Source organism: Rhizobium subbaraonis (assembly GCF_900220975.1).
GTDB classification, from domain to species: domain Bacteria; phylum Pseudomonadota; class Alphaproteobacteria; order Rhizobiales; family Rhizobiaceae; genus Mycoplana; species Mycoplana subbaraonis.
Window position 1 is genome coordinate 39,480 of the sequence record NZ_OBQD01000029.1, and the last position, 12,064, is coordinate 51,543.

The 12,064-nt window shown below is 62.0% G+C and carries 8 protein-coding genes and 5 pseudogenes; 10 read left to right on the forward strand and 3 right to left on the reverse strand.

Annotated elements, in window-relative coordinates:
- The first annotated feature begins 8 nt into the window (after window positions 1-8).
- The 7 genes and pseudogenes from glgX to CRO48_RS33100 all read left to right on the forward strand — a co-directional run bounded on the left by glgX (window position 9) and on the right by CRO48_RS33100 (window position 6,419).
- Window positions 9-2,096 (forward strand): glycogen debranching protein GlgX, encoded by a 2,088-nt coding sequence (gene glgX / locus CRO48_RS27910; protein ID WP_097142970.1) that lies wholly within the window; start codon window positions 9-11, stop codon window positions 2,094-2,096.
- A 16-nt stretch (window positions 2,097-2,112) separates the two neighbouring features.
- Window positions 2,113-3,132, forward strand: a complete 1,020-nt coding sequence (locus tag CRO48_RS27915) for a DNA topoisomerase IB (protein WP_097142971.1) — start codon at window positions 2,113-2,115, stop codon at window positions 3,130-3,132.
- A 13-nt stretch (window positions 3,133-3,145) separates the two neighbouring features.
- Window positions 3,146-3,928 (forward strand): SDR family oxidoreductase, encoded by a 783-nt coding sequence (locus CRO48_RS27920; RefSeq protein WP_097142972.1) that lies wholly within the window; start codon window positions 3,146-3,148, stop codon window positions 3,926-3,928.
- A gap of 588 nt (window positions 3,929-4,516) precedes the next feature.
- Entirely contained in the window at window positions 4,517-4,684 is a 168-nt protein-coding gene (locus CRO48_RS33585; protein ID WP_407071961.1) for a DUF6894 family protein, read from the forward strand.
- Window positions 4,685-5,138: 454 nt separating this feature from the next.
- Entirely contained in the window at window positions 5,139-5,360 is a 222-nt protein-coding gene (locus CRO48_RS27925) for a hypothetical protein (RefSeq protein WP_097142973.1), read from the forward strand.
- A gap of 108 nt (window positions 5,361-5,468) precedes the next feature.
- Window positions 5,469-6,125 (forward strand): annotated as a pseudogene (locus tag CRO48_RS27930) (transposase); the annotation flags it as partial.
- 36 nt (window positions 6,126-6,161) lie between these two features.
- A pseudogene (locus CRO48_RS33100) lies at window positions 6,162-6,419 on the forward strand (hypothetical protein).
- On the opposite strand, the pseudogene CRO48_RS27940 reads toward CRO48_RS33100, so the two are convergent.
- Window positions 6,386-6,530: pseudogene (locus CRO48_RS27940) on the reverse strand (transposase); the annotation flags it as partial. The pseudogenes CRO48_RS33100 and CRO48_RS27940 overlap by 34 nt on opposite strands.
- 296 nt (window positions 6,531-6,826) lie before the next feature.
- Between CRO48_RS27940 and CRO48_RS27945 the strand changes: the two are divergent.
- Window positions 6,827-8,026, forward strand: coding sequence for an ATP-binding protein (locus CRO48_RS27945; RefSeq protein WP_097142974.1), 1,200 nt, complete (start codon window positions 6,827-6,829; stop codon window positions 8,024-8,026).
- 206 nt (window positions 8,027-8,232) lie between these two features.
- Here the strand turns inward: CRO48_RS27945 and CRO48_RS27950 are convergent.
- Together CRO48_RS27950 and CRO48_RS27955 are read right to left on the reverse strand one after the other, a co-directional pair.
- Window positions 8,233-9,513 (reverse strand): annotated as a pseudogene (locus CRO48_RS27950) (molybdopterin cofactor-binding domain-containing protein); the annotation flags it as partial.
- 416 nt (window positions 9,514-9,929) lie between these two features.
- A pseudogene (locus CRO48_RS27955) lies at window positions 9,930-10,635 on the reverse strand (IS6 family transposase).
- Window positions 10,636-11,137: 502 nt separating this feature from the next.
- Here CRO48_RS27955 and CRO48_RS33105 point away from each other — a divergent pair.
- Both CRO48_RS33105 and CRO48_RS33110 read left to right on the forward strand, forming a co-directional pair.
- Window positions 11,138-11,443 carry a hypothetical protein gene (locus CRO48_RS33105; protein ID WP_245423693.1) on the forward strand — a complete coding sequence of 102 codons (306 nt, stop codon included), beginning with the start codon at window positions 11,138-11,140 and terminating at the stop codon, window positions 11,441-11,443.
- Window positions 11,440-12,012: an SAVED domain-containing protein gene (locus tag CRO48_RS33110; RefSeq protein ID WP_245423694.1), complete on the forward strand. Its 573-nt coding sequence runs from the start codon at window positions 11,440-11,442 to the stop codon at window positions 12,010-12,012. The genes CRO48_RS33105 and CRO48_RS33110 overlap by 4 nt, the downstream gene beginning before the upstream one ends.
- Window positions 12,013-12,064 lie beyond the last annotated feature (52 nt).

The following is a 12,064-nucleotide window of genomic DNA, read 5'->3' on the forward strand; positions in this document are numbered from 1 at the left end:
GGACCAAGATGACCATTTCCTTTTCCGAACTCGACTTTCTCAAGCCCGAGCTAGGCGCCGAGTTCACGGGCGACGGCGTGCATTTCGCGGTCTTTTCCGCCCATGCGGAGCAGGTCGACCTGTGCCTGTTCTCGCCCGACGGCAAGGAAGAGACGGCGCGCATGCCGCTGCCGAAGCGCGAGGGCGACATCTGGTCGGGCTATGTCGCAGGCCTCAGGCCAGGGACGGTCTATGGCTACCGCGCCCACGGCCCCTATGATCCATCCGCCGGCCACCGCTTCAATCCCAACAAGCTGTTGCTCGATCCCTACGCCAAGCAGGTGATGGGCGAGCTTGCCTGGGACGACGCGCTCTACGGCTACCGGATCGGTGCGGCGGAGGAGGACATGTCCTTCGACGAGCGTGACAGCGCGCCCTTCATGGTCAAGGGCGTCGTCCAGGACCCGAACTTCGACTGGGACGGCGACCTGGCGATCCGCCGCCCCTGGACCGACACGATCATCTACGAGGCCCATGTGCGCGGCATGACCATGCTGCATCCCGACGTGCCCGAGAACCTGCGCGGCACCTTCCTCGGCATGTGCTCCGATCCGATCATCGACCATCTGACCAAGCTCGGCATCACGGCGGTCGAAGTGCTGCCGATCCAGTATTTCCCCGACGACCGCTACCTCCTCGAAAAGGGTCTGCGAAACTACTGGGGTTACCAGACGCTCGGCTTCTTCGCGCCGCAGCCCCGGTTCATGGCGGGCGACCGGATCACCGAGTTCAAGACGATGGTGAAGCGGTTTCATGCCGCGGGCATCGAGGTCATCATGGACGTGGTCTACAACCACACCGCCGAGGGGTCCGAACGCGGCCCGACGCTGAGCTTCCGCGGCCTGGACAATCTCAGCTACTACCGCCTCTCGCCCGACGACAAGCGCCACAGCTACGACACGACCGGCACTGGCAACACCCTCAATGTCGCTCATCCCATGGTCCTGCGCATGGTGCTCGACAGCCTGCGCTATTGGGTCGGGGTCATGCATGTCGATGGTTTCCGCTTCGACCTTGCCTCCACGCTCGGCCGCACCCGGCATGTCGAGTTCGACAGGGACGGCGGCTTTTTCGATGCGATCCGGCAGGACCCGGTGCTGGCCGGCGTCAAGCTGATCGCCGAGCCCTGGGACGTCGGCGACGGCGGCTACCAGGTGGGCGGCTTCCCGCATCCGTTCCGCGAGTGGAACGACAAGTACCGTGACGACGTGCGCCGCTACTGGAAGGGCGACGAGGGGATGATCGCCTGCGTCTCGCAGCGGCTGACCGGCTCGGCCGTGCAGTTCAACCATTCCGACCGCGGCGCGACCACCTCCATCAACCTGCTCAGCGCGCATGACGGCTTCACGCTCGCCGACACCGTCTCCTATGACGGCAAGCACAACGAGGCGAACGGTGAGGACAACCAGGACGGCCACTCCGCCAACCATTCCCACAACATGGGATGGGAGGGGCCGACCGACGACGACGGCATCAACACCGCCCGCGCCCGGCGGCGCCGCAACATGATGGCGACGCTGCTTCTAAGCCAGGGCGTACCGATGATCCTCGGCGGCGACGAACTCGCAAACAGCCAGGGCGGCAACAACAACGCCTATTGCCAGGACAACGAGATTGGCTGGACCGACTGGAGCGGCCGCGACGATCCTTTCGTCGATTTCTGCGGGCGGATGATCGCCTTCCGCAAGCAGCACGGCTGCCTGCGGCCGGAGCGGTTCCTGAACGGCGACAACGAGGGTCCGAGGGAGATCGCCTGGTTCGGCGAGGACGGCGCGCCAATGGACGAGGAGGCATGGGGCCAGGCCGGCCGCCGCATGGTGGTCCTCTATCTCGCGAAAGTCGGGACCAACGGGGACACCGGCAAGATCCTCGACCAGTTGCTGATCGTCTTCAACGCCGGCGGCGAATGCGAACTACGACTGCCCGCCGTCAACGGCGCTCAGGCATGGACGCGCGTGCTCGACACCGGGGCGCAGGCTCCCTTCGAGCCGGTCGCGGCAGAGGAGACGGTAAAGGTCCCCGGCGAATGCGTCCTTGCATTCCAGTCGGCGTCCTGAGACGGGAGCGCCGGCGATGCTCGATCGCACGCTGCAGAAGATCGGGTTGACCTACGTCAACGACAGCGAGCCGGGCATCCGGCGCGAGCAACGCGGCCGCGGCTTCTGCTATCGCCTTCCGTGCGGCACGCTCGTGGACGATCCAGACGTCAAAATGCGCATCGCAGCACTCGGATTGCCACCGGCCTATCGCGACGTCTGGATCTGCATGCTGGAGAACGGACACTTGCAGGCGACTGGCTTGGATGGGCGCGGTCGCAAGCAATACCGCTACCACAGCGACTGGAAGGCGCTGCGGAGTGCCGACAAGTTCCAGCAGTTGGTGCCGTTCGCGTTCGCCGTGCCGAAGCTGCGCCGCATCCTGCGCCGGCATATCGAGGGACCGATCAGCGATCCCGACACGATCCTGGCCGGTCTCGTGACGCTCCTGGACGAGGTGCACCTGCGAGTCGGCAATTCAGCCTATGCCGCCGAAAACCGCACCTATGGCGCCACCACGCTGCTGAAGCGGCACGTGCGGCTGGCCGAGGACGGCATCGAACTGCGGTTCACCGCCAAGGGCGGCAAGCGGGTGCGCCGTGTCCTGCGCAATCCGCGCCTGCACCGCATCCTCGAGGCGGTCTCGGACCTGCCGGGGCGGCAGCTGTTCGTCTGGATGGGAGAGGACGGAGCCGTTCGACCGGTCGATTCCGGACGGCTGAATGCCTACCTCGCCGAACACATGGACCTGCCGGTCACCGCCAAGACATTCCGCACCTGGGCGGGCACGCTTGCGGCCTTTGCCGAGGCGCGCCGGATGTTGGAGGCAAACGAGCGCCCGACGATCCGCCGGATGAGCGAAGCCGCCGCCGCGGTCCTGCACAATACGCCCGCGATTTGCCGTTCGAGCTACATCCATCCCGACGTGCTTGCGCTCTCCGGACGCGCCGCACCCCTTTCGTCGGGCAGGCGGCAGGCGGCTTCGCCCCAAGGCTTGAGGGCAGAGGAGGGTCGGCTTCTCGCCTTCCTCTCGCGCCGGCCCCGCCGCAAACTGTGAGGGAGAAATCGGAATGCAGCTGGCGGGCCGTGTCGCACTCGTAACGGGAGCCGGATCGGGCATCGGCCGGGCGACGGCGATCCTGCTCGCGCAACAGGGCGCCGTCATCGGGGCACTCGGGCGATCCGCAGACGAACTGGAAGCGGCGGGAAGGCAGATCGAGGCCGCGGGCGGGCGCTGCCATGTGCTGAAGGCGGATGTGTCCCGGCAGGACGAGATGGTTGCGGCCGTCGAGCGGCTGGTCGGGGCGGAAGGCAGGCTCGACATCGTGGTCGCCAATGCCGGCATCAACGGCGTGTGGGCGCCGATCGACGATTTGAAGCCTGCCGAATGGGACGAGACGATCGCCGTCAACCTGCGCGGCACCTACCTGACCCTGCATGTGGCGGTGCCGCACCTGAAGAAGACCGGCGGCGGCTCCATCGTCGTCGTCGGCTCCATCAACGGCACCCGGACTTTCACGACCCCCGGCGCAACCGCCTATTCCGCGACCAAGGCGGCGCAGGTCGCCATGGTGCAGCAACTCGCGCTCGAGCTCGGCAAGGCCCATATCCGCATCAATGCCGTCTGCCCCGGAGCGATCGAGACCAACATCGACGACAACACCGACCGGCGGTACACGGACGAGACGGAGATCCCGGTGATCTGGCCGGAAGGCGACATTCCGATCACCGATGGCGCACCCGGCACCGCCGGCGACGTGGCCGGGGCGATCGCCTTCCTCGTCTCCCCAGCCTCGCGCCACATCACCGGAACGCCGCTGTGGATCGACGGCGGGCAGGGACTGCTGCGCTGACCTGCGGGGACGGCTAGGCCAGGGTCGAGACCTGCGCGAAAGCATTGAATGAGAGCGCTGCGAACCGCCTGAGCGATCCGGGAAGAGCAGCGTTTTCCGTCAGGTATACAGCCCAGCGTAACCAGCCGGGTCAGCTCCTCTATCCCTACTGCTGTTGTGCCGGGGCCGTCGCGTGCCATGGGGCGTCACGCGCTGGCTTTCGCCGCCAGTGCCGGAGGGCGGGGGTCGGGTCCCCGTCTCCGTTGGTGCGGAGTTTGCCGGATCGCTGCGACCGTGCGCTTGCTTCGGTCGACGGCGAGGACGGCTCGGCGGGCGCCTGCTCCACGCATGATTGTCGAGCGCATTAGATCGACCTCTCGGGCAGATACAATGTCACGGGCACGCAGATTGGCGATCAGAGCATCGAGCAAGGCTTTCTCTACAGGACAGGAACAAACCCCGGGATTAGAATTGATGACCAGGCGAACTGCGGAGGAGGATTGCGCAATCCGATCAGCCGTCGCCGATCGGAGCAATTCAAATGCCACGCTTTTTCTTTCACATCCGGACGACTGAAGGCATGGAAGCTGATTCTGAGAACTTACGTTTGTGGACCTAGACGCCGCCGTAGCCGACGCTAGAGCTAGCTTGTTCGAAATGATGGGGGACGACTTAGCGGTTGGCAAGCGCACAAAATATTTGAGCATCAATATCACCGATAGCCTGGGCACGCCCCTCGCCATAGTCGATGCAAGTGACGCACTCGGATTGCCTTGAAGCACCACCGAAACGCTAGTCAAGCCGAGGCCGTCTGGCGTTGCCAAGCTTCCTTGCACCCCGACTGGCGGGGCTGTTCTTCAAAGCCTAGCGCCGCGGGCGCCTAGCCCAGCGCGGCGGACCGAGCCTGCCGTTTTCCCCTTGAGAGCGAACGCGCGCGTTCGCTGGGCCGAGGGCTCATACAGCTCAGCGGAGAACACAACGAGGCAGCTCTGAAATCAGTCCTTATTGTCGGCTTCGGGAGGCATAGCTACCAATAGCACCTCGCGAGGCAGCCAGCCGCCGTTTTCGAACAGTCGCCGACTGAACTGCGCGTCGCAAATAAGATAGATAGCCGTCGCGCGACTCGACTTCTGTGTGAAACTGCGTACAATTAATCTACCATTGATAATTCCGACAACAGGCATCGACGGTAGGGAGTTGGCTTCTTCCGCCTGTAGGCAGGGAGGAAACCATGACTTTCGCCCAAATGAACCGGCATTCCCATCATCAACCGACGGTCTACGATCGCAGTGACGTGCGCGTGCTGCGCCATGTCTTTCGCCGGGCGACAGTTCACCACCGCATTGAACCCCACAGCGAGCGGGCGATGACCCTCGGACGGGAGTTGCTCCGGTTCTACAGCTACGGCGTCCGCGACACCGAGTTGCTCGAGCATTTCGCAACCCGGAAATGATGTCGAACGCGACAAACGACAATGGCTATCCGTCTGGGTGCCCCAGGCTTCGTACGACTCGGCGGGGCGGCCGACCGCTTTAGAGTGGACGGAGTATGCGCGGCGGATTCGCCAATCGGTCGGCCGTCGATCGCGCCTGAGAAGTTGCTTCGCCGATGCTGCTGCAGGCCTTCTATTTGATACGCTTGACGGGAGCGCCTGACCTCCTGTTTCGCTGGTTCGTCGGCATCGGCATCGACGATGCGGCGTGGGACCATTCGGTGTTCTCGAAGAACCGAGACCGGCTGCTCGAAGGCGACATCTCCGCGAAGTTCCTGAGCGCGATCCTATCCCAGCCCAAGGTCAGGCGCCTGTTGTCCACCGACCACTTCTCAGTTGACGGCACGCTGATTGAAGCTTGGGCGGCCATGAAGCCGAAGGATGGTTCGGGCGCGCCGCCGACCGGACGTGGTGGCCGGAATGCAGAGGCAGATTTCCATTTCGACGACCGACCCGGACGCCCGGCTTTGCAAGAAAGGCAACGGCAAGGAGACGAAGCTGTGTTTCATGGGGCATGGCCTGATGGAGAATCGGCGTGGCCTACTGGTAGATGCCTGCCGGACCGAGGCACGCGGCCACGCCGGAAGGATTGCGGCGCTGCATGATCGAGCCCCGCGCCGACGGCTGGATCAAGGCTAGGCCGGCGGCGTCGGTTGGGCCTTCACTTTTGCAGCTGCCGCCTATGACCTGATTCGGCTGCCGAAACTGGTGGCGGAGACCGGTTAATGGCCCGCCTTCGCCGGCGGCTGGCGCGTCGTCGAAATGGACAATTGGGACAGTGGCTTCCTTGATCTCGTCGAGGAGGCGCATCGACGGTGCCGCGGACGCCGAAAACGCCTTCGGGGCACTCAAGGGCCTCCTCGAGTCCGCTATGGTGCACGCGACGGATCGCCCTGCGCCGAGTTCTCATGGGAAGGACACGACGAGAACGACAGCGCCTGCGGTCGCGGATGGGCTGCAATCGGCACCGCAGGTCGCCTCGTCGGGAGGCCGGCATACTTCTTCTTCCAATTGAAATAGGTCGCCTGGCTGATGCCCGCCTTACGGCAGATTTCTGCGACCGACACACCCTCATCACCCTGCTTCAGGATGAACGCCTTTCTGAGCGTCCGAAAACTGCGATGCCTTCATCGTCTTCCGTTGCTTTTCCAGCCAGGAAAACCCCCGGAAAGCTCCAGCCAAAATCGGTCCAGTTTGAAGGGCTCAGATCACCGAGACGAAACGCCCGCCGCGTCAGACTTTTAGATGGTTGGCGTCGATCCACAGATAGGACCTGTCGCCTTCAATGAGCCTGTCGAGAAAGGCCTTAGCCTTGTCGTCGATCTCTTCGCAGGCGGGAAGCCTGGCTCATGTAGAGCGGTCCCTGCCCAAGGGAACCGGCTCAAGTATTGACCGCAAATCAAAACCATGATTTACGATTTACGGCAATGATTATACCGCGACCTCGTATCGAAGCTGCCCTTGAGCGAGCCCTGGAACGCGCGCCCGTCGTCGCGCTAATTGGCGCACGACAGGTTGGTAAGACCACGCTTGCCCGCAAACTCGCAGATCGGGCGAAAGGCACACTCTATCTGGATCTGGAACGTATAGCGGACCGCCGAAAACTGGAAGATGCGGAAGCATTCCTTCAAGCCCAGGCCGGACATCTGACGGTGCTGGACGAGGTGCAGCGGCTGCCTGAACTGTTTGCCGAACTGCGCGGGATCGTTGACGATCGGCGCGCCGGGGGCGAGCGGTCCATGCAGTTTCTGTTGCTAGGCTCAGCATCTTTAGACCTGATCCAGCAGGTATCGGAAACCCTGGCAGGGCGAATTATTTATCTCGAGATGCCACCGATTGGCGCGGAAGAGGCTGCAGCGGCTTCTATCGATATCGACCGGCTGTGGCTGCGCGGCGGCTTTCCCGATAGCCTGACGGCGGTAACGGATGAGGACAGCTACCTCTGGCGGCAGGCTTTTGTCCGGAGCTACCTCGAGCGCGATGTCCCGATGTTTGCTCCGCGCATGCCGGCCGCAATGATTGGTCGTCTGTGGACGATGTTGGCCAACGGACAAGGAAATACACTTAACAGCGCGCGGCTCGGCCAGGGTCTGGGCGTGTCCGCTCCCATGATTGGCCGGTACATTGATCTTCTTGTTGATCTCATGCTGGTTCGCCGCCTCCAGCCATGGAGCGGCAATCTCGGCAAGCGCCTAGTGAAGTCCCCCAAGATTTACGTCCGCGACAGCGGCCTCGTCCATGCCCTCCTGGAAATCGGCACGCTCAATCAATTGTTGGGACACCCCGTGGTCGGGCCAAGCTGGGAGGGGTTTGTGATTGAGACGCTCATCGAAGCGGCTGGGCCTGATGTGGCTCCCTTGTTCTACAGAACCGCCGACGGTGCAGAGATCGACTTGGTGTTTGAACAGGCGGGCAAGCCAAAGGTGGCGATCGAGGTCAAACGCGCCAGTGCTCCGCAGGCCGAGCGCGGCTTCTTTGTCGCCTGTGACGATCTTGAAATAGAGAACAGAATCATTGTTGGCGCAGGGGCGGAGGACTATCCGGCGAGGGGCGGGGCCAAGGTGCGTACGCTGCTGTCGGCGGTTAAAGAGATCCGCGAAATTCTGAAATCACCGTTTCCGGCGTGATCATTATTATGAAACTCTCGCAACTGCCGGCCGCCGCAGCCGACTTTTTTTCGTGACGCGGGCGTCGCGCGCATCAAGCAACTGACGAACGAAGTCGCAGCCGGATCCAAAGCGGCCAACACCGGGTCCGGTGGAATGGGAAGCTCTCCGTTTGGCAGGAAGACCGCGTGGAGCTCCCAGCCCCCACCGACGCGTCGCCAGTGTTGTCATGTCACCTCAGGTAGACTGCCAATCAGCTTGTCGAGGGTGATGGGACATTCTCGAACCCTGACACCCGTGGCGTTATAGATAGCGTTCGCGATGGCGGCCGAAACTCCGCACAGACCGAGCTCCGCAATACCCTTGGCCTTCATGGGCGACGAATACGGATCGGTTTCGTCCATGAAGATCACCTCCTGATGCGGAATGTCGGCGTGTACCGGGACTTCGTAACCCGCCATATCGTGATTGACGAAAAAGCCGCGCCTGAGATCGACCGCAAGTTCCTCCGAAAGTGCACCGCCAACGCCCATGGTCATCGCACCGATAACCTGGCTGCGCGCGGTGATCGGATTGAGGATGCGCCCGGCGGCGCAAACCGCGAGCATCCTACGAATGCGGCTTTCGCCCGTTGCGATATCAACGCCCACCTCTACGAAGTGGGCACCGAACGTCGACTGCTGGTGGCTGTCCGCAAGCTCTTCCCATTCGACAGTGTCCTCCCCGGCAAGACCCTCGGAACCCGCAGCCTCGGCAAGCGGCACAGACCTGTTGCCTGACCGGACCTCCCCATTTTCGAACATGGCGTCCTCTGAATTGAAGCCCAGCGTCTGCGCGATGGCTTCCCGGAGTTTGACACACGCCGCGTAGACGCCGGCGGTAGAACAGTTGGCGCCGAACTGACCGCCTGAACCTGCCGACACCGGAAACCGGGAATCCCCCAGGCGGACGACGACTTTTTCAATGGGGACGCCCATCATTTCGGCCGCCGTCTGGGCAATTATTGTGTAACTCCCGGTTCCGATGTCCGTCATATCGGTTTCGACGGTGATAACACCCTCGCGATCGAGCCGAACCCGCGCACCTGATGGAACGAGCAGGTTGTTTCGGAACGCGGCGGCGACTCCGAGCCCGATGAGCCAATTCCCTTCTCTCCGCGACGCGGGCCTGCCCCGGTCGCTCCACCCGAAACGTTCAGCTCCGAGCCTGAGGCAGCCGACAAGATCGCGATGGGAGAACGGCCGCTCCGGTTTTTCCGGGTCGACCTGTGTATCGTTGATGATCCTGAATTCGACGGGATCGATATCGAGCTTCTCAGCCATCTCGTCCATGGCGATCTCGAGCGCCATCATGCCGGGAGCCTCCCCAGGCGCGCGCATGGCGTTGCCTTCCGGCAAATCCAGCGTTGCCAACCGCATGGCAGTCATACGGTTCTTGCCGGCGTAGAGCAGCCGTGTCTGCATCGCCGCCGTCTCAAGCTGACCGCCCGGAAGGTCTCCCGACCAGCTAACGGTTTTGAGGCAGATTCATGGATGGAGCGATTCTCGTTCGCGTTTCCTCCGGCCCTCAACACGACTATTCATCCAAGGTCCTTCGAGGCAGCTCTTTATGTTTCGCTACGTTTCGTCAAGCCGGCTATTCCTCCCGCATCGCCCTGCTATTTGCCGACAGCTGGCGACGGGAATGCAGACTCGCCCTCCACGTTGACAGCCTCGTCAGCTTCAAGACGGGGGGATTTTATTCTGATGCGACCTGCGCCGTCGTAGGTCTTCGCGACACTGATCGCCTCTGCGCTGGGGGCGACGATCAGTCGGGAACCGAACAACCTTTCACGCGTTGCCGCCGCTGGCACACCGGTCAGGTGTCCTATCGGAGTTGTCACGTTATAGAGCGGTGATCGAACTACGCCCACGGCTCTCTGAGATCAGGCAACCGCGCCCGTCACGGCCTTCCAACCAATGCGCTATTGCGCGGATGCGGTGAATGTGTGTGGCCAGGGCGGATCGTTTGTGATGCGGGGTGACGAAGAGATTTCGGAGCGCCGAGAAGATCGAGATGAGCCGCTGCAAGCTGCCGGCTGATCGGAAACCCTGCATCGTACGTTCTCGTTTTCGGAGCGGCAGATGAGAATTTTCCGCTCGATTGTTGAGACCCTGGTAGGACCGGTGCTCGACAGCCGGCATAACGTCACGCTCGGCCGCGCCATACGAACGGAGTTTGTCGGTGACGATCCGCTTGGGCGGCATGCCTGCTTTCGTTAGTAGCCTGATCAGCAGTCGCCTCGCGGCTTTCGTATCGCGTCGGCTTTAAACGATCTCGTCGAGAACATAACCGTCTTGGTCAACGGCACGCCAAAGCCAGTGTTTGCGGCCAGCGGTCGAAACCACCACCTCATCCAGACGCCAGACGTCCCGCTGCGACGGCGGCCGGCGACGGATTTGCTTCGCGTAAGCCGGTCCGAATTTCCGACCCCATCGGCGGATCATTTCATACGAAACGACTATGCGCGCCAGCAGCAATTCCTGGCCGAGGCGCAGGCTCAGCGGGAACCGAAAGTACAACCAGACCGAATGGGCGATGATATGTTGCGGGAAACGGTGGCGCTTGTAGCTGATAGCTGAATTCTTCATTCCGCTATCTCTACGCCCCACTTACTGACAGCGGGGTTATGTGACAACACCGTTCCTTCTTCTCAGGAAGAACCTGCTGTCGGCTGGCGACGGCACCCTTGGCTCAGGCTGCTTTGAATGGCGCTTCCGCGCCACGCCGACTCCATTGTCCCGTATATACGGGGCACGCCTGGAATTTGCGTCTGACCGATCGCCCCGGGTTTACATTGAAACTCCGGACCTGGTGCTGCTGGCAGGTGGAAAGAAACTTCCTCACGTCTACGAGCAGAGCCCCACGCGCCTATGTCTTTATCTGCCTCGAACATATGAATGGCAGCCCTGGATGAGGTTGGATCAGACCATCGTCCCCTGGACGTCGCTGTGGCTGTTTTACTTCGAGGACTGGCTAAGTGAGGGCGAATGGCGAGGTGGAGGAGAGCATCCCGAGCCACAAGACGTCGAGCGCCGCATTAGCCGGGGCCGTTTGCAGCGCCGGCATCCCCTTCGCGAAAGGATTGAGTAAATGGCGAAGACGAAAGTCGATCAGAAGACGCAACGGGCGCTTTGGGCGCGTGCCGCCGGCCGCTGCCAATATCGTGGCTGCAACTGCGAACTTGTTGGGGAGCTGCTGTCTGGCAAGGAGGATAAGATGTTCGGCTTCGTCGCACACATTGTTGCCGACTCACCGAACGCGCGCGAGGACATCCGACCCGGTCCGCTTTTCTCGCGAAAGATATTTCAAATCTCATGTTGCTCTGCGCGAAACACCATCGTCTCATCGATGACGAAGCACCCGATGATCATCCGAAGGAACTTCTCCTGCGGATGAAGGACGACCATGAGCGGCGGGTGCGTATCGCAGCTGGTATTCAGCCGGACCGGACATCTCATGTAATCCGTTTCGGCGCGAATATCGGCATAAATGAGGCGCTCGTTGCAAGGGAGGACATTTTCGCTGCCATGCAGCCTGATCGCTCGCCGGCGTCCTTCGACACTATCGATCTGGAGATGCTTGGTCTTTCGCTCGATGATGCTGACGAACAGTATTGGCAGGTTCAGCAGAGCAACCTCCAGCGGCAGTTTGCCGAAAAGGTCCGGGGCCGGATCGAACGGCAGCAGATCACGCATGCATGCGTCTTCGCGCTTGCGCTCCAGCCGCTCCTGATCGAACTGGGAAGGCAGCTTTGCGACATTCTGCCCGCCCAGGTTCATCAACGACACAGAGAGCCGGCGACATGGAAGTGGCAGAACGACAGTGCGCCGATCGAGTTCCAGGTCGAGGCGCCCACCGAGGTTCATTCGACGGTGGCCCTGATTCTGGGTTTGAGCGCGACAATATCGAAGACGCGCATTGATGGGCTTTGGTGCATCGATCCTTTTTCAATGGTTTGGAAGTAGGCCTGTTGGACCCCAATCAGTCTGATCCGAGCGATGCCGTTCAAACATAATG